We start from the raw sequence: 18,082 nt of genomic DNA, 5'->3' as shown, positions 1-18,082 counted from the left end.
GGGGAAAGAGATGGCATTGCAATCGCTGGATATCAAGCGGGTCTCGGCCACCACGACGCCACCGCCCACGGTGCGCGAACCGGTGACCGGGAGCGTCGCGAAGCTGATCGACGTATCGAAGTGCATCGGCTGCAAGGCATGCCAGACGGCATGCATGGAGTGGAACGACCTGCGCGACGAGGTCGGCACCAACGTCGGCGTGTACGACAACCCGGCCGACCTGACCGAGCATTCGTGGACGGTCATGCGGTTCTCCGAATACGAGAACCCGGCGGGCGACCTCGAGTGGCTGATCCGCAAGGACGGCTGCATGCACTGCGAGGATCCGGGCTGCCTGAAGGCGTGTCCGTCGCCGGGCGCGATCGTGCAGTACAACAACGGGATCGTCGATTTCCACGAGGAGAACTGCATCGGTTGCGGCTACTGCGTGACCGGTTGCCCGTTCAACGTGCCGCGGATCTCGAAGAAGGACCATCGCGCATACAAGTGCACGCTCTGTTCCGACCGCGTCGCGGTCGGCCAGGAACCGGCCTGCGTGAAGACCTGCCCGACGGGCGCGATCGTGTTCGGCACCAAGGAGGACATGAAGCAGCACGCGGCCGAGCGGATCGAGGACCTGAAGGAGCGCGGCTTCGAGCATGCGGGGCTGTACGACCCGCAAGGCGTGGGCGGCACGCACGTGATGTACGTGCTGCACCACGCCGACAAACCGTCGCTGTATCACGGGCTGCCCGACAACCCGTCGATCAGCCCGATGGTGAAGCTGTGGAAGGGCATCGCGAAACCGCTGGCGGTCGCCGGCCTCGCGCTGACCGCGCTGGCTGGGTTCTTCCACTACACGCGGGTCGGTCCGAACGAGGTCACCGACGACGAGGAAGCCGCGGCCCGCGACGAAGCGCGACGCATCAAGGAGGACGCGAAATGAACCACGACGACCCCAACCTGATCGTCCGCTACACGCCGAACGAGCGCACGAACCACTGGATCACCGCGATCACGTTCGTGCTGCTCGCGTTGTCCGGGCTCGCGCTGTTCCATCCGTCGATGTTCTGGCTGACCGCGCTGTTCGGCGGCGGCCAGTGGACGCGGATCCTGCATCCGTTCGTCGGCCTCGTGATGTTCGTGTCGTTCGCGATTCTCGTGGTGCGCTTCTGGCACCACAATGCGCTCGACGCGGACGACCGGCAGTGGCTCAGGCAGATCGGCGACGTGCTGACCAACCAGGAAGACAAGCTGCCGCCGGTCGGGCGCTATAACGCCGGACAGAAGCTGCTATTCTTCACGCTGGTGGCCTGCCTGCTGCTGCTCCTGCTGTCGGGCATCGTGATCTGGCGGCGCTACTTCTCGTTCTACTTCCCGATCGGGGTGATCCGCGCGGCCGCTGTCGTGCATGCCGTGGCGGCCTTCGTGCTGATCGCGAGCATCATCGTGCACATTTACGCGGCGTTGTGGGTGAAGGGTTCGATCGGCGCGATGGTGCGCGGCACCGTCACGCTGGGCTGGGCCCGCAAGCATCACCCGAAGTGGTTCCGTGAAAGCGTGAAGTAACGCAGCGGAGCGGGGCGGTACGCCGATTGCGGCGTGCTGTTCCGCCAACCGTCGGAATCGCCTGAGAGCGCCGATTCGTCGGCGCTTAGTTTGGGGGCTGTTTGCGCATGGAACGCGCATGCGAATGCCCGAAATCGCTCGCAGGGCAAGGAGCGAGGAGCGCCGTTTGGCCGAGCCAAACAAGTGACGAGCGACGCCGCCCTGTGGGCGATTTCGGGCATTCCCCTAAAATGGATAATTAGACACGGGTTGCCACGAGAAGGGCCGCTCGCCACGTTGCGCTCCTTGCGAATACGCCAGTATTCGCTGCGTCGCGCGCCTCGCGAGCGGCCCTTCTCGTGGCAACGCATGCGCGTTCCATGCGCAAACAGCCCCCTTGGAAGATATTTTCGTGACACAACGCATTCTGGAGCCGACCGAGATCTCGGCACTCGATCATTCGGCCATTCCGCGCTTTCGTCTGCCGGAGCGCGCGACCGCGTTCGCGGCGCGCGCCGCGCGGCTGCGCAAGCTTGCCGACCTGAACCCGATCAGCGGCTACCTGCGGCTGATGGCCACCGTCGCCGATGCGCAGCACGCGACGCTGCAGACGCTGGAGCTGCCGCTGCCGTCGAAGGAAGCGATCGCACGCGCGCAGGAACATTCGATGCCGCTCGTGCCGGCGCTCCACGGCGAGCGCGATTCGCGCTGGCGCGCCGTGCTGTATGAACTGCTCGACCGCGTCGAAAGCGCCGGGCTCGTCAATCCGCAGTTGGCGAAGCTGCTCGACCGGCTGCGGCTGATGGCGCCCGCCGAGCTCGACGCGCAGGCCGACGCGATCCTCGCGCTGCGCTTCGCCGAAGTCGATCCGGCCACCGCGCCGTTCCTGATGGCCGCGCTGCAGGTCGTGTGGACGGACCTCGCGAGCCGCGTGACGCCGACCGACGTTCCGTATCTCGACCAGCCGGGGCTGTGCCCGGTGTGCGGCACGCATCCGGTTGCGAGCGTCGTGCGGGTCGGCGGCCAGTATCAGGGCTACCGTTTCCTGCAGTGCGGGCTGTGCACGACCGAGTGGCACATGGTGCGCACCAAGTGCTCGCACTGCGATTCGACGAAGGGCATCGCGTATCACGGGATCGAAGGCGGCAGCGAAGCCGTCAAGGCCGAATCGTGCGACGAATGCAAGACCTATCGCAAGATCGGCTATCAGGAGAAGGACTACGAGTTCGAGCCGCTGGCGGACGATCTCGCGAGCCTCACGCTCGACCTGCTGATGAACGAGGCCGGCTACCAGCGCAGTTCGCCGAACCCGCTGCTGTGGCCGGACGTGTCGCGGGAAGCGGACTGAAGGCACGGGCCGGGGCGGTGCGCGAGCGTCGGCCCGGCCGACTGCGAAGCATGAGACTGGAGCGATAACGACGTGACCGAACCGGGTGTGAATGAATTGAATGCCGTGCTGGCGCGTGTGCCGTCGGTCGAGCGCGTGCTGTCGTCGGCGCCGCTGCAGCCGCTCGTCGCCGACTATGGCCGCACGCGCGTGCTGAATGCCGTGCGGGCCGAACTGGCACGCTGGCGCACGGCCGCGCAGCACGACCCCGCCGCGGCCGAGCCGCTCGACGAGCCGCGCATCGCCGCTGCCGTCGCGCATACGCTGGCCGCGCAGAGCGCGGGCGCGGTGCGGACCGTGTTCAATCTGACAGGCACCGTGCTGCACACGAACCTCGGGCGCGCGCTGCTGCCCGACGACGCGGTGCGCGCGGTGGTCGACGTGCTCACGCGGCCCGTCAACCTCGAATTCGATCTCGCCACCGGCCGCCGCGGCGATCGCGACGACCTCATCGACGCTCTGCTGTGCGAACTGACGGGCGCGGAAGCCGCGACCGTCGTCAACAACAACGCGGCGGCCGTGCTGCTGACGCTGTCGGCGCTCGCGACGAAGCGGGAAGTCGTCGTGTCGCGCGGCGAGCTGGTCGAGATCGGCGGGGCATTCCGCATTCCCGACATCATGAGCCGCGCCGGTGCGAAGCTGCGCGAAGTCGGCACGACCAATCGCACGCATCTGCGCGACTACGCGGACGCGATCGGCCCGCGCACGGCGCTGTTGATGAAGGTGCACTGCAGCAACTACGCGATCAGCGGCTTCACGAAGGAGGCGACGCTCGCCGAACTCGCGCCGCTCGCGCGCGAGCACGGCGTGCCGGTCGCCGTCGATCTCGGCAGCGGCACGCTGGCCGACCTGTCGCAATGGGGCCTGCCGCACGAGACGACCGTGCAGGAAACCGTCGCCGCCGGCGCAAACGTTGTCACGTTCAGCGGCGACAAGCTGCTCGGCGGCCCGCAGGCCGGCCTGATCGTCGGCGATCGCGCGCTCATCGCGAAGATCAAGAAGCATCCGCTCAAGCGTGCGCTGCGCGTCGGCAAGCTGACGCTCGCGGCGCTCGAACCGGTGCTGCGTCTGTATCAGTCGCCCGAATTCCTGCGCGACCGGCTCACGACGCTGCGCCTGCTGACGCGCCCGCAGCGCGAGATCGCCGACGCTGCCGAACGCGTGCGCCCCGCGTTGCAGGCTGCGTTCGGCAGCGGTTTCGACGTGACCGTCGAGCCGATGTTCAGCCAGATCGGCAGCGGCGCGCTGCCGGTCGACCAGTTGCCGAGCGCCGGGCTCGTGGTGCGCTCGGCGGACGGCAAGCGCAGCGGCCGCGCGCTCGCGCAGCTCGAGAAGCGGCTGCGCGAATGGCCGCGCCCGGTGATCGGCCGCATCGCCGACAATGCGCTGCGGCTCGACCTGCGCTGCCTCGAAGCGGCCGACGAAGCGGCGTTCGTCGCGCAATGCGCGCCGCTCGCGGGGCCCGCCGCATGATCGTCGGGACCGCGGGGCACATCGACCACGGCAAGACCACGCTCGTGCGTGCGCTGACGGGCGTCGATACCGATCGCCTGAAGGAAGAGAAGGCGCGCGGCATTTCGATCGAACTCGGCTACGCGTATACGCCGCTCGACAACGGCGACGTGCTTGGCCTGATCGACGTGCCGGGCCACGAGAAACTGATTCATACGATGGCGGCCGGCGCGTGCGGGATCGACTTCGCGCTGCTCGTGATTGCCGCCGACGACGGCGTGATGCCGCAGACGCGCGAGCATCTCGCGATCCTGCAACTGCTCGCCGTCACGCATGGCGCCGTCGCGCTGACGAAATGCGATCGCGTCGATGCCGCGCGCGTCGCCGAGGTGCGCGACGAGATCGCCGCGTGGCTGCACGACTCGACATTGGCCGGCGCGCCGATCTTCGAAACGCGTGCGACCGTGGCCGACGATCCGGGCGTCGCCGCGTTGAAGCAGCACCTCGCCGACGCGGCGATCGCGTGGCGCGCGCGTCGCGACGACGGGCTGTTCCGGCTCGCGGTCGATCGCGTGTTTACGCTTGCCGGGCAGGGCACCGTCGTGACGGGTACCGCGTTCGCGGGCCGCGTCGCGACGGGCGACACGCTCGCGATCGTGCGCACGGGCGGCGCGGCCCGCGTGCGCAGCATCCATGCGCAGAACCGGCCGGTCGAGGCCGGTCGGGCGGGCGAGCGTTGCGCGCTGAACCTGGCCGGCGTCGACAAGGCCGACGTCGAGCGTGGCGACACCGTCGCCGACGCGCGGCTCGTCGCGACGTCGCCGCGCCTGGACGTCGAGCTGACGCTGCTCGCGGACGCCGGGCTGACGCTGACCCACTGGGCGCCGCTGCATGTGCATCTCGGCACGCTGCATCGTGTGGCCCACGTCGCGCTGCTCGACGGCGACACGCTCGCGGCCGGCCAGCGGATGCGCGTGCAACTGGTGTTCGATGAGCCGGTGTTCGCGCTGCCGGGCGACCGCTTCATCGTCCGCAATCCGCAGGCGACGCGCACCGTCGGCGGCGGCCGGGTGCTCGATCCGTTCGGGCCGGCCCGCAAGCGCCGCACGCCTGCGCGTCGCGCGTGGCTCGATGCGCTCGCGGCGTGGCTCGACGAGGGGCGCGTCGATGCGCTGCTCGCGCAGGCGCCGCTCGGCATCGCGCGCGCGACGCTCACGCATCTGACGGGGTTCGCGCCGAATGTGCTGGCGTTGCCCGGCGATGCGCTGGCGATCGGGCAACGCGATGCCGCGTCGAACGAAGGCGCGGTGATTTCGCATGCGCACTGGCGTGCGTTGCAGACGCGGGCGGTCGAGACGCTGCGTGCGTACCACGAGCGCATGCCCGACGAGCAGGGGCTCGACGCCGCGCGCCTGCGGCGGATGGCCGCGCCGCTCGCTGGCGATGCGCTGTGGCGCGCGCTCGTCGACGCGCTGGTGTCCGGCGGCGAAGTCGTGCGCAGCGGGCCGTGGCTGCATCTGCCGTCGCATTCGGTGAGCCTCGAGCCGCGCGAGGAAGCGCTGGCGCGGCAACTGCTGCCGCTGATTCACGCGGGGCGCTTCGATCCGCCGTGGGTGCGCGACCTGGCGCGCGACACGGGCGCGGCCGAGGACGCGGTGCGCGCGCTGTTGCGCAAGCTCGCACGCCGCGGCGACGTGCAGCAGGTCGTGCGCGACCTGTTCTATCATGCCGACGTCGCGCGCGAACTGGCGGAACTGGTCGCGCATCTCGCGCCGTCGCGCGGCGGCGGGCTCGATGCGGCGACGTTCCGCGATGCGACGGGGCTCGGTCGCAAGCGCGCGATCCAGATTCTCGAGTTCTTCGATCGGGTTGGGTATACTCGCTTCCACCGCGATCTTCACTACCTGCGGCCTGATAGCGGTTGGGTGGGTATTCAGGCGTAGGCGCTCGTCGTTCTTCGGTTTCTTTTTCCCACGGAAGGCATTCGTATCCGGTGGTACGGCTGGACTTCAAATCCAGTTGGGGGTGTCAGACACTCCCGGGTCAGTTCGACTCTGGCTGCCTTCCGCCAGTCATGGCTTTGCGCGCATTCCGGCGGCTTCTGCGGCTCCAAGCGATATGGACGAAGAAGCCAGAAACCGCCCGTCGCGTACGCGGCCGTATCAACGCAATACTCGACGCCGAAATGGTCTTGGGTCATCGCGCCGGCGCGAATCCGGCGCGGTACGTCGATCATCTACAGCTTGTGTTGCCACGCTCGAAGCAGCGTTCGCACGTCAAGCAATCATCCAGCGCTTCCTTGGGAAGAACCGCCAGCGTTCATCCGTGAACTGAAGCAACGGCCCCGGCGGGCTGCGAGCGTTCTGCACTTGCTCATCCTGACATCGTGGACTGCGCCTCCTGTCCGTGGTGATCGCTCCATTTCAGGAGCCGACTGCCTGCGGACGCTGCATCGGTCGCCGGTGGCGATTCGACGGGCACAGCCTGGCCGATGGCCGGGGCGTATCGACCGATGGCGGGCCTTCTTCGACGCCGAGCATCGAGCAAATCCTCCGCGTTTCGATACACGGCGAACGATCCGGCCTATCGCACCGATCGATCCCATCGCCCCGGTCGGTTTTCTTCTCCGTGCTCGCTTCGCATCCCGATCGTTCCGTTCGCATCGCGTCGGCGAAAGCCGACCCGATACAAGAGACTAACCGCCAGGGGACGTCCACCGCACGAGCCGGCAGCAAGCGCGGCACGGCTGTGCGCGGCGCCGCCGTGCGCTTTTTGATTGCAGCACTCCAGCAGACGAGGACATCGTGACTTACACAGGATGCAGGGACGAGATTGCCGGCGGCCTAACCAAGGTGCTGTGGACGGCTTCGCAGCTCGACGACGAAGCCGACTTCGAGGATCTCCTCGAAGCGATCCGCGTGCTTTGGCCCAGGTGGCCCGGGGCGGGGACGGTCGCCGCGTGGCGCTACGTCCGGCGCCAGGCATGGGGCGACGCGCGCCGCGTGCTCGAAGACGACGACACCGAAGCGAAGCGCTCGGGGCTTCATACCGCACTGATGGCGGTGTGTCTGTTCGGCCTCGAAGACCCGCTGTGGCACAGCTATGCGCTCAGCGCGGCCGACCAGCGCGAAAGCATCGAGGGCGCGAAAATCGGCGCGCGTCTGCTCGAGCGTGCCGCCAAGCTCGACGTCGGCGTTCAAGCGCCTGCGTTCACCGACGCACCGGCGAGCACGCACGGCGTGCCGGCCGACAACGGCGGATTCTCCGCGTCGATGACGTGGGTCCGCGCATGAGCATCCGTTTTCACGTTTTCCGCGCGCCGGGCGATTCGCATTTCGATTGCAGCCTTCGCATCGGTGCGCTTGTAGCAGCGACAGCAACCTAGACTGACTTTGCTTCGTAGTACCCACGGTCACGCAAACACTTACCCGACAGGAAGAAAACATCATGAATCTGAACGTTCCGAATATGACCACCTACCCCACCGATCCGGCGAGCTACCTGCAACGGCTGACCAACGGTGCCTCGACGGGCTCGACGCAGGACGTGCTCAAGGATCTCATCGGCCTCATCAGCCAGTTGCTCAAGCAGATGCAGAGCGGGCAGAACGGGCAGGCCGGCGGCATGCCGGGCGGTGCGGGCGGCGCCGGCGGCATGCCCGGTGGCGGCGCGGGCGCAATGCCCGGCGGTATGGGGGCAACGCCCGGTGGTGTGGGAGCGGCGCCCGGCGGCATGGGGGGCGCAGGCGCCATGCCGGGCGGCACCGGGGGGATGACGGTGCAAAACGCGGCGGGCGTGCTGGCCTCGTACATGGGGCAGCATGGCATCAACGCGTCGGACCCGAACACGATGTACAAACTCGCGACGAACGCCGACGGCGGCACGCCGCCCACGGTGCAGCAAGCGGCGCAGACCATGCTCGCGAACCCGAGTGCCTACCAGCAGATCGACACGCACGACGTGGCGGGCACCGACGGCAAGTCCGCGGTCGGCAATTTCCAATGGGCTGCTCAAGGCGGACTCGGCGCGGCGGGCAACGCAACGGGTGGCGCGGGCGGCGCGGCGGCGCAGCCGGGGACGACCGGCGGCTTGCCCGGCACGGGCGGTTTTCCGGCGAACACCAATACGCTGCCGACGACGGGTGGCTTGCCGACAACGGGCGCGACGGCAGGCTTCACGCCCGGTACGGGCGACCTCTTGAAGGACGGCAAGCCGCTGCAGATGGCCGATGAAGGCAAGGCGCTGGCCAACTTCAACGCGCAGGATGGCGCCGACTTCCAGGCCATGGAAAGCGCGTTGTCGCACGGCGACGGCAATGCCGCGGCGAAGACGCTCGCCAACGCGGTGAAGTCGGGCAAGCTGAGCCAGTCGGATGCGGCGGCGATCGGCGCGCAACTGCAGCAGACGGCGAACGCGCATGGCGGCGGCAAGATCAGCCACGACGCGAGCAAGGCGCTGTCGGATGCGCTGGGCGGCGCGAACGTGCTGACGCCGGGCAAGACGCGCGCCGCGGTCGCCTTCGAGAACATCACCGGCATTCACACGGGTACGATCGCCGGCGTCAGCACGAAGTAACGTCGCCGGCCGTTCCGGCGATCATCCCGATCGGCGACCCGAGCGGCCACCGATCGGGGGCTGCAGGAAGCGACAATCGACGACAATCGGCGGCCGCGCTGCGAAACACCGCAGCGCGGCCGCTTCGTTGTTTACCGGCTCAACCGATGTCCGGATTCAGCCCCCCATCTGCTGACGAAGGGACGCGTTCAGCGGGCTCCATTCGAGCAACGCGACGAAGCCGTCCTGCGCGGCGACCACGACCCAGCGCCGGTACTGATGCACGATCTGCCCGGGCTCGTACGTGTGTGCTTCCTGCCACGCGGTGGCGCGCCGCACGTGGACGGTCGTGCCGAAGAGCGGCGCGATCGATTCGACGTTCCCGCAGGCCCGCACGACGCGCATCACCTCGGCCACGGGCCGCGCGAAATCGATCGTGCGCTCGGCATCGGCAACGCGCGGCCAGTAGCTGCCCGCGCCTTGCGGACGCCGTTCGTTCCAGAGCCGATCGAAGTCGCTGGCCACGCGCGTGGCCAGCCGACGGGCGGCCATCAGCAGCTTCAGTTGCAGCGTCTCGTGCCATTCGTCGGCATCGAGCGGAAAGCATTCGGAATCGATGATGTCCCCGGTATCGAAATCGGCATCGATTCGATGGCAACTGATGCCCCACTCGCGCCGCCCCTCGAGGATGGCGCGCATGGCCGGGTACGGGCCGCGCCCGTCGGGCAGCGGTGACGGATGAAAGTTCGCCGCATGGCGCAGATAGGGTTGCCACGCCGGAATCTTCCAGTTGTAGCCGGCCACGATCAGCGCCTCGCAATGCCGTTCGGCGAGCCAGCGCAGATCGTCTTCGTCGATGCGTGACAGTTGCACCGGAATGCGCAGCTTGTCCGCGCGCTCGACGAGCTCGCTATTGAAGTCGAGCCGGTTGTCGACCGGAATCGAGTAGAGCGCCACGGGCTCCCAGCCGGCGGCCACGAACGCGTCGAAGACGACGCGCCAGCGATCGAAGCCGGCGAACGCGAATCGCATGATCGGTTCTCCCTTTCGCAGTGAAGGTCATGGCGGCATGGACGGCGATGACGGCCACCCCGCTTCACGGTAAGCGCGCACGGTGGAGGACAGCCCGCGCATTCCGAAGTTTCGTCGAGTGCCGCGAACCGGCAAATCAATCGCCGACTGCGTGCCGCGGCGACGGCGTCGCTATTGCGCCTGACGCCGCGCCGCGCGTCAAGACCTCAGCCCGAGGTTTTTCTTGATGGCGTCCTCCGCCGTCTTGGCGGCGGTTGCCGTGAGGCCGGGCTGCCCGATGATGTTGGCGATCTGTTTGAGCCGCTCGCTTTCGGTCAGCGGGGCGGCGCTCCGGCTGGAAGCCGATGCATCGCGCGGCGCCGGCGCTTCTTGCGGTTTTTCGCGCCGCGCGCGGGCAAGCTGCGAAAGCAGCAGCGCCGCTTCGCCCTTCGGAATGCCGCTGTCCGTCAGTAGCGTGTGCGCGGCGATCAGATCCCGATTGCGGCTCGCGCGCGGATGGTTGACCACGATCGCGAGCGCTTGCCTGGCGCGTTGCGAGCCTGATGCATCGACTGCCATGTCGGCACCCGCGAGCGCCGCAAGCGAGGCTGGATCGAGGCGCCCGATGCTCTGGGTGACCATCGACAGAATGTGCTTGACCACGATGTCGCGCTCGGCATCCTTGTGTACCTTCGCCTTGTCTTCGGCGTGCATGCCCGAGATCAAGCGCTTGCCGAACGACGTCGTGCCGTTGGCATAGCGGCGTGCATCGTCGTAGAGCGACGCATAGATACCCGCCTGCGCCTGCGGGCTGCGCAAGTCCGCAGGCAAGCCTTCGTCCTCCGGCCGCGCCTCCATCGCGCGCAGATCGTCGATCTTCGCACGGCTCGTTTGCAGCGCCGCGCGCAGGCGCTCGTCCCGCGTCTGGCCCGTGTAGTCGTGCGGGGCCAATACCGTGTCGACGTAGCGTTGAATCGTGGCGGCCTTCGCATTGCGCAGGTTTTGCCGTCCTTCGACAAACGGCTTCTTCAAATCGAGCGCTTCCTTGACCGCGTTGGTCAGGTGCCCGGATGCCGCGAGCGGCGCCAGCGCGCCGTGCGAGCCGCCTATGAGCAGCCCGCTTGCCGTCAGGCCGATGGCGGACGTGACCGACTGGTAGAGCGCGCCGTTACGTTGTTTGCCCTTGTTCTCCGCGATGCTCATGGCGGTCAATACGTCGCGGGCATGCTGCATGAGCGGATGCGCGTCGTCTCGCGCAATGCGCGAGAGCTTGCCTTTGTCGTATTGCCATTCTCCGTTGCTGTTTTTCGTCAGCAGCAGGTTGTCGACCTGGTTGGGGATCGGCGCGCCCGGCGGGCATTTTTCGGGGTGCTCGAAGCGTTCGACGTCGGCGGCGAGCATCGCCTTGACCTTGTTTTCGTAACGGCTATGAATCGAATGCGCGGCGGCGGCGTTCGAGCCCGAGGCCAGCGCGTTCACGAGGTCGGTGGCGGGCGCCGCGTCGTAGCCGAACTGTCCGTGCGCGGCCGTCGATGCGCCGTTCAGGCCGTCTTTCGCGGGCCGCTTGGCGGCGAAGGCCGTCAACGTCATGCCTTTGCGGTTGACGCCCATCGCGTGCGCGAAATCGGCGAAGCGCCGGCCCTTGCCGCCGGCACCCGGCACGAATGCGCCGATGTCGTCCACCCCGGGCTTCTGCGCCGCGATAGCCGCCGCGGGCCGGGGAGCAGCGGGCGGGCCTTCCGCGCACGGGCGCTTGCCGAGGCTGCCGAGTTCGTCCATGAGCGCGCCGGCACTTGCGCGCCGGGTCGGCGCCAGCGCGGGTTTCGCTCCCGTGGAGGGGCCGGGGTCGCTCGGCGTGCGGGTGAGGGCGGCGGATTCGATCGCATGCGACCGGAACTCGAGCTTGGGTGGGGGCGCCATGATGTTCTCGACCAGGAGACAAGATGGACTGGACTGTGCGGGCCGGTCATGACACTCCCGTGAACCGCGCGAAGCATCGTCCGGATTGGCGAAGCGGGTTCGCGGCGGCATGCCGCCGAGCCGGCTCGCGGGTGTCGCTCATTCGGTTTTCGCGGTGCGGCTTCGCGCGCGCGAACGCTTTCGCATCCGCATTCATTAGATTGGAACGAGGGCCGCCTTCACGCGGTTCGGTGTCGCGCGTTTCATCGAACGCGCGTTTCGTTCACGATCAAGGAGAAAACGAATGAGCTTCATCGGCAATATTGTGAAGAGCGTAGTCGGGGATGTCACCAAGGCTGCCGGGGGTGTCCTCAATGGTGTCGGCAACGCGCTGCACGGCGCGGCGACGTTCGGCAAGGGGCTGCTGAGCGGCAACCCGAAGGAAGCCCTTGCGGGGGCGGGGGCCATTGCGAAGGGCGGGCTCGAGGCGCTCGAGGGCGGCACGGCGCTCGCGGAAAACCTGACGCCGGAGGGCGCCGCTACCGCGCTCGCGTTGGCGGGCGGCAAGGAGGCGGTGCGAACGCTGACCTCAGGCACGGGCGCAGCCTGATGCACGGACGGTGACGAGCATGATGGAGCTTCTTACCGAACTGCCGGCCGATGCGCCGGCCATCGCGCAGGCGATCATCGAGCATATCGAGGCCAACGAGCTGGACGAGGCCGAGGCGCTGCTGGCGCGCATGCACGATGTCTACCCCGAAACGCGCGAGGTGCACGTGTTCGCCGTGACGATCGCGTTGGTGCGCGGGCGTCCGCACGAAGCGTGGCAGATCGTGAACGGATTGCCCGACGATCGCGCGCCCGAACTGAAGGCAATCTGTCTGAAAGTCCTCGATGATCCGTCGTGGCATGGCTATGCGACGGCGCACGAGGACAGTAGCGATCCCTACGTGCGCCTTGCCATGCGGCGCCTGCTCGAAAGAGACTGATGGCCGCTGCCGGGGCCTTCGGCCCCGCTCGGCGAATCCCATCGCGTCGTTTCCCTCGAATCCGTGTCGTCCATGTATTGCCGATGAGCGGCGTTGTCGCGCGGCGGGAAATGCCGGGCAAAAAAAGCCCGCCCGGACATCGGGCGGGATCGTGCGCGCTTCAAACGCCCCGGGGGGCGGACGCGTTCGCGTTCACAGACCTTGCGCGAGGAATTGCTCGGCGTACTTGTTGCGGTTTTCCATTTGCGGATCGGTCGCCTGTTCGTAGTCCTTGTCCCAGACCAGTGCCGCTTGGTCCGCCGTCGTCGTCTGCTTGATGTCCGTGATCGTCTTGCTGTACGTCGTGTCGAGTTCCTGATTCATGAAGCCGATGTTGGCTTCGAGGCTGCCCGGGTCGAGTCCGTGCTCCTTCGCATAGTTGATTTCGCCTTGTTTGCGCGTGCCGCCCCATTGCGCAAGACCCCAACCGTTGGCGTTGTCGTCCGCGAAGTTGCCGGAGGGCGCGCCTGTCGCTCCGCCTTGATTGACGTTGCCTTTCAGCCCGCTTTCCTGCTGCAGGTTGCCGAGCACGCCGGCGACCTGCGCGTCGGTCAGGCCGTAGCGCGATTTGAGGTCCTGTGCGATGGCGTGCGCGGCGTCGCCGCCCGATACAGTGGGTAGCGTGTTGCCGCCGCCGTGGCCGCCGCCACCGCTTCCACCGCCGCCTATTCCCGGCGCCGCGCCGCCACCGCCCTGGCCGCCACCGCCGCCGCTCACGCCAGCGGGTGCGGCGCCGCCACCGCCGGCATAGGCGGGCGGCGCGGAGTACGAAGGCGTACCGCCGCCGACGCCGCCCACACCACCCGCATCGCCTGAATTCTGGCTGGAGGGATCGAGAATCTGCTTGATTTCTTCGATGAGCAACTCGAGCAGTTGTGCGAGCTGCGATTCGTTCGTGCCGCCGCTGCCGCCGACATCGTCGATGCCGTTCAGATAACCGGCGTTATAGCCTTGCACTGCCGTGGTAGACATGATTTTCTCCGCGTGAGAATGACGTTATTCATCAGCTGCCGATGGAGGGCCGATAGCGGCCGCCTGCGAAACCTAATTTATTGCCCGGCGCTTACAGCGCGTTGACGGATGCGAAGCCGTCGCCGGATTGCCGAACCGCCGAACCGGGCGGCGGCCGCGATGCCGATGCAAGCGGCTTGCGGCAGGCGAGCCGCCGCGCCACCGATGCGGCCACCTGCACGAACCTTCGTCGTTTCGCTAGCTCGGCGCGGCCCGTGTGTTCAGGCGGTCGTGCGATGCATCACGCCGAGTTCCATCGCGTTGTCGGCGTCGACCGTTCGCCGCTCGTTCGACCGGTTCGACGGGCTCGACGTGCTCGCGGCAAACGGCAGGCATCCCGCGATGATGAGCAGTGCACCCAGCGCGTTCTCCGTGAAGTTCTTATCGCCGGCGGACCAATCGCTTCTCCCCCCCACGGCGTGATTGACCACGGCGGTGGCCGCATAAAGGGAGAGGAACAGGCTGAGACGCGCGATTCCCGCGCCGGCCGCCTTGTCCCCGAGCTGCCTGGCCGTGCTGGTTTCGGAGGTGTCGATCTTGCCCCAGCTCAGGCGCAGCGACTTCAGTTCATCGAGCGCCTTGCCCGTGAAGCCGTGCGTCGAGATTTCCGAGGCCACGCGTCCCCCGATCGCATCCAGCCCCTCGCCGGCGGCATTCGCTGCCGAATAGCCGAACAGGCCTTTGATCGCTGCGTTGGTCTTCGTGTGGTGAATGAGGCTGTCGACGTAGGACGTGGCCGACCATTGCGAGCTGGCCTGCGCGGTGTTCACGGCGAGCTGGTTTCCGAAATACGGAACGCCGTTGAGCGCCTGACCTCTGACGGGGTGCTCGTAGCCGGCGTCGTGATTGCCTTCGAGCGGGCGGAACACGTTGATCACGTCGCGCGCCAGGTATGCGTACGATTTGATCGCGCTAGGCAGCATGCCGGCGAGCTGCCCAAGATGCCCGTTGCCCTCGTCGTTCTTGCCGGCATGGGCGGCGAGGCCCACCGTCGTGATCAGCGCGATGAGCTGCGCACCGTGGCCCGCGTAGGTTTTCGTGTCCGCGGCGCCGGTGTGATACTTGTGCAACATCGCGACCAGGTTGCCCATCGCCGCCGCCGTGAACAGCGAGGCCGTGATGACGCCGCGTGTTTCGGGCCCGGCGCCGGTCTTGTCGAGGACGGCTTCGGTCGCCATCGAGCACAACTCCCGGAACAGCGTGGCGCCGCCGGTTGCGACGAATTCATGACTGAACGCGTTGACGAGGTTGGCCGTCCACCCTTTGAGCGGTTGCGCGGCGCCGTAGGGGTTCCGAGTCAGCATGTCGCCGACGTTCGAGATGAACGACCGGATTTGTCCCGGCCGGGACAGCGCGGCCGACAGGTGGTCGCTGATCGCGGCGGCCGATGCCGGACGGGTGTCTTCGGGTTCCGCGACCGCCGAGATATCCTCGGCCACCGATGTCCCGGCGGCCAGCGTGCGGGTTTCCAGTGCTATCCGGGACGACGAGCTCGGAACGGTCGCTTCGGGCCGGATTTCGGCATCCTGAATGTCGATGTCGTGCGCGACGCGGTGAGGCGCCGCGAAGCTGGCCGGATTCGGGGAGAGCGGGCTTCGGGGCGTCGTGTCGTGTCCCTCGGGTTTATGTTGATCGAAGACGGGGCTGGACGGAGCGGATGAGGAAGCGTTCGATGCGGCGCGGTGGAGCAACGCCGGGTTCGCCCCCTTGTCGAGCGGCAGTGGGCTGCTCGAGCGGGACGTCTCGGGCATTTTGCCGGCAGCGCTCGTCCTTGCCTCGTCCACGAGCGCGGGCGGCTCTTTCGGGAGCGGCACCGGGCTGGCCGAACGGGACGTCGCGGGTTTCGATTCGGCCTCGCTCGTCGTCGCGGCTGTCAGCCCCGTGGCGTCCTTCTCGTGCGGCAGCGGGCTGCCCGAACGCGACGTGGCCGGTTGCTTGCCGGCAGCTTTCGTTTCCACCAGCTCCTGATGTTGAACGGGCGCCGCACTGTCGTGCTCCGATGCAGGCGTGTGTGGCTGCGGTTCGTCGTGTACGGGCAATTCTTCGCTCGACTGCCCGCCCCCCGACAAGTCGAGCACCGGCACCGTCTCGTCTCCCAGGGCTGCACGTTGAGCGCTCAGCTTGCCCGAACCGGGCAGCGACCGTGAGCCGCCACCTTCGCGACCGATCGCGGCGCCTGACGACGATGACGCGCGCGGAGGCAGCGAGTTGCGCCTGACCGGCAACGGTGCCGGTAGCGCCGGCGAAGGGGGCTGCGCCGTCCCGGCCGGTTGCGATGTCGTCGAAAGCGGGCCCGCCGGCGCCGGTGCATCGGTGCCGGTGTGCGCCGGAAAGGCCGGCGCATTGCTCAGCGCGCCGAGCAATGCGCCGCCGGAGGGGCGCGGGCCGGTCATCGATGCGCTTCGTTGGCGCGGGGCAGGCGCGGGCTGCGTGTCGTTGCGCGGGAGGTCGAGCGATGATGACCGTACTTGCGTGCTGTTGCTGATCGTCATGACGTTTCCTTTCGGTTGATTTCGATCGTTCGACGTCGCCTCGCGACAAAGGCCTCGATGGACTTGCGCGCTGCCTCATCGCGTCCAGGCGGTCGACGTGCGTTCGCCCGTCGATTCCGTCTTCGCGCTTTGCGAACGTGGGTTCTCGTGTTGGAAAGGTAAAACGACATGACGGTGGCAGCCTGCCGATTCCGAAGTGGCGTGCAAAAACACGCACGTCGATGCCGGCGCCGGTGCGACGACCGCGGATCCATTTGCGCACTTCATCGCACTTGCCGCATGCGCGCTTCGCAATTTCGCTCGCCGCGTCGCGTCGCTAGCGTTGCGCAATGCCGTGGCGCATAAGCTTGTGCTTGCATTCCTCGATATCGCTCCGCGTGAGTGGGATGCGGGGACCGTGCCGCACCGACATCGAGCGATGTTGCTGGCGACGGAAATCGTCATGTCACTCAAGGAGTTCGCCATGAACAACTTAGGAATTCGGCCGGGGATCGTCCAGTCCACTGTCGCGAAGTTCGAGGAAGGGACGAAGAACGGTGCGGCCGACGGCGCGCAAAAGCAATCGCCCGCGCGCAGCAAAGGCCAACTGGACGGGCTGTCCAGCTTCAAGGGGGCCGACGGCGCGCCGCCACCTCCGCCTCCGCCGCCCCGCAACTTCGCCAGCCTGCCGGGGCGCGCGGGGAACGTCGGTGCACAGTTTCTGAGTTCGGCGCTTCATGCCGGAAGTCACTTTCTGCCGCCCGGCGTCGCGTCCACCGCAATGCATGCGGCGGGTGACATGGTGCGTCCATCGGCCCTCGGCGCAGGGGACCCCGTGACGCAAATGGCGGCGATGCAAAACGACTTCATGAAGCAGCAAAGCGAGATGACGCGGCTCAACAACGCGAACACGTTGGCGGCCGCTGTCAACCAGCAGTCGCAGGAGCTCACATCGGCGCTGGCGTCGGTGGGTAACAAGGGCGCCAGCAACATTTCGAACGCCGCGAAGGGGCAGTAACGGCGACGGCGGGCCGCGGCGTTGTCGCGCGCGGCTCGCGAACGACGCGGTTCGTCCACGCGTCCTGCCTGCCTCGTTCCTGCTTCGTCCCCGCGCTTCGCGCTTGCCTTGGCGCTCGCCATACGGGACGACTTCCTCATGCAACGTCGCTTTCCCTGTTGATGACGTTCGCGGGCAGCCGGGTCTCCCGGCTGCTCCTGCTCATCCTACTGCCCGTCATCCGCCAGCTTCATGCGCTCGACGATGCGTTCCACCGAACGCGCGTAGCGATCGCGCTCGGCAGGTGTCTCCGAATGGTACGCACCGATCGCCGCCCAGGTGTTCCCGTACTTGACCATCATCTTGTGCAGGTGCCACGCAGCCACGTAGACGCTCGAGCAGGGGTTCATGAGGTCGTCCGCCGAGACGCCGTAGCGCGACAGCAGCGGAAGGTGAATCGAGTTGATCTGCATCATGCCGTAATCGGTCGAACCGTTCCGGTTGCGATGGCGCGCGTTCGCGTTGCCATGCGATTCCTGCCACGCGATCGCGCGCAGCACGACGGGGCTCACATGTTGATAGGCCGCGGCCGCCGCAAAGCAGTCGAGGGTCTGCGCGTGCACTTCGGCGGGCCGCGCGGACAGAACGGCAAGCGCCAGCACGAGCGCCGGCCTGGGTATGAATAGTCGCATCATGGATCATCCGGTATCCGGTAAGAGCAGCGGTGCGGGAATCGCTTCGCACC

15 protein-coding genes and 1 tRNA gene are annotated in these 18,082 nt (G+C 67.5%); 11 read left to right on the top strand and 5 right to left on the bottom strand.

Annotation, left to right across the window (positions count from 1 at the left end; genetic code table 11):
* Positions 1-10 precede the first annotated feature (10 nt).
* From fdxH to J8I35_RS23725, 8 genes are all read left to right on the top strand, one after another.
* Positions 11-925, top strand: a complete 915-nt coding sequence (fdxH, locus tag J8I35_RS23760) for a formate dehydrogenase subunit beta (RefSeq protein WP_059783956.1) — start codon at positions 11-13, stop codon at positions 923-925.
* The gene (locus J8I35_RS23755; RefSeq protein ID WP_089489179.1) at positions 922-1,548 is read left to right on the top strand and encodes a formate dehydrogenase subunit gamma; all 627 of its coding nucleotides are present in this window, start codon (positions 922-924) and stop codon (positions 1,546-1,548) included. The genes fdxH and J8I35_RS23755 overlap by 4 nt, the downstream gene beginning before the upstream one ends.
* Before the next feature lie 391 nt (positions 1,549-1,939).
* Positions 1,940-2,875 carry a formate dehydrogenase accessory protein FdhE gene (gene fdhE / locus J8I35_RS23750; protein ID WP_176015415.1) on the top strand — a complete coding sequence of 312 codons (936 nt, stop codon included), beginning with the start codon at positions 1,940-1,942 and terminating at the stop codon, positions 2,873-2,875.
* A 72-nt stretch (positions 2,876-2,947) separates the two neighbouring features.
* A complete protein-coding gene (gene selA, locus J8I35_RS23745) occupies positions 2,948-4,387 on the top strand; it encodes an L-seryl-tRNA(Sec) selenium transferase (protein WP_209927284.1) in 1,440 nt (479 codons plus the stop codon).
* The gene (gene selB / locus J8I35_RS23740; protein ID WP_209927282.1) at positions 4,384-6,309 is read left to right on the top strand and encodes a selenocysteine-specific translation elongation factor; all 1,926 of its coding nucleotides are present in this window, start codon (positions 4,384-4,386) and stop codon (positions 6,307-6,309) included. Before selA ends, selB begins: the two co-directional genes overlap by 4 nt.
* A 32-nt stretch (positions 6,310-6,341) precedes the next feature.
* Positions 6,342-6,437, top strand: a tRNA-Sec gene (locus J8I35_RS23735).
* Positions 6,438-7,170: 733 nt separating this feature from the next.
* On the top strand, positions 7,171-7,659 hold the full coding sequence (locus J8I35_RS23730) for an HrpB1 family type III secretion system apparatus protein (protein WP_209927279.1): 489 nt from the start codon (positions 7,171-7,173) through the stop codon (positions 7,657-7,659).
* A 154-nt stretch (positions 7,660-7,813) separates the two neighbouring features.
* Positions 7,814-8,941: a hypothetical protein gene (locus J8I35_RS23725; protein ID WP_050011180.1), complete on the top strand. Its 1,128-nt coding sequence runs from the start codon at positions 7,814-7,816 to the stop codon at positions 8,939-8,941.
* A gap of 156 nt (positions 8,942-9,097) precedes the next feature.
* Here the strand turns inward: J8I35_RS23725 and J8I35_RS23720 are convergent, their stop codons facing one another.
* Positions 9,098-9,952 carry a formyltransferase family protein gene (locus J8I35_RS23720; protein WP_209927277.1) on the bottom strand — a complete coding sequence of 285 codons (855 nt, stop codon included), beginning with the start codon at positions 9,950-9,952 and terminating at the stop codon, positions 9,098-9,100.
* Between the two features lie 198 nt (positions 9,953-10,150).
* Positions 10,151-11,851, bottom strand: coding sequence for a hypothetical protein (locus tag J8I35_RS23715; RefSeq protein WP_209927275.1), 1,701 nt, complete (start codon positions 11,849-11,851; stop codon positions 10,151-10,153).
* A gap of 283 nt (positions 11,852-12,134) precedes the next feature.
* Here J8I35_RS23715 and J8I35_RS23710 point away from each other — a divergent pair, with 283 nt between their 5' ends.
* Together J8I35_RS23710 and J8I35_RS23705 are read left to right on the top strand one after the other, a co-directional pair.
* Positions 12,135-12,440, top strand: a complete 306-nt coding sequence (locus J8I35_RS23710; protein WP_050011177.1) for a hypothetical protein — start codon at positions 12,135-12,137, stop codon at positions 12,438-12,440.
* A 19-nt stretch (positions 12,441-12,459) separates the two neighbouring features.
* Complete coding sequence (locus J8I35_RS23705) at positions 12,460-12,819, top strand: HrpB1 family type III secretion system apparatus protein (RefSeq protein WP_050011176.1); 360 nt, start codon at positions 12,460-12,462, stop codon at positions 12,817-12,819.
* Between the two features lie 192 nt (positions 12,820-13,011).
* On the opposite strand, the gene J8I35_RS23700 is transcribed toward J8I35_RS23705, so the two are convergent.
* Both J8I35_RS23700 and J8I35_RS23695 read right to left on the bottom strand, forming a co-directional pair.
* The gene (locus tag J8I35_RS23700) at positions 13,012-13,830 is read right to left on the bottom strand and encodes a phage tail tip lysozyme (RefSeq protein WP_209927273.1); all 819 of its coding nucleotides are present in this window, start codon (positions 13,828-13,830) and stop codon (positions 13,012-13,014) included.
* Between the two features lie 260 nt (positions 13,831-14,090).
* Positions 14,091-16,361, bottom strand: a complete 2,271-nt coding sequence (locus J8I35_RS23695) for a hypothetical protein (RefSeq protein ID WP_245170393.1) — start codon at positions 16,359-16,361, stop codon at positions 14,091-14,093.
* Positions 16,362-16,557: 196 nt separating this feature from the next.
* Between J8I35_RS23695 and J8I35_RS23690 the strand changes: the two genes are divergently transcribed.
* Positions 16,558-17,358: a hypothetical protein gene (locus J8I35_RS23690; RefSeq protein WP_245170392.1), complete on the top strand. Its 801-nt coding sequence runs from the start codon at positions 16,558-16,560 to the stop codon at positions 17,356-17,358.
* A gap of 206 nt (positions 17,359-17,564) precedes the next feature.
* On the opposite strand, the gene J8I35_RS23685 is transcribed toward J8I35_RS23690, so the two are convergent.
* Positions 17,565-18,032: a lytic transglycosylase domain-containing protein gene (locus tag J8I35_RS23685; protein ID WP_124630487.1), complete on the bottom strand. Its 468-nt coding sequence runs from the start codon at positions 18,030-18,032 to the stop codon at positions 17,565-17,567.
* Positions 18,033-18,082 lie beyond the last annotated feature (50 nt).

Source organism: Burkholderia sp. CpTa8-5 (genome assembly GCF_017815045.1).
Classification (GTDB): Bacteria; Pseudomonadota; Gammaproteobacteria; order Burkholderiales; family Burkholderiaceae; genus Burkholderia; species Burkholderia sola.
This window is presented reverse-complemented; position numbering and strand designations above follow the sequence as displayed.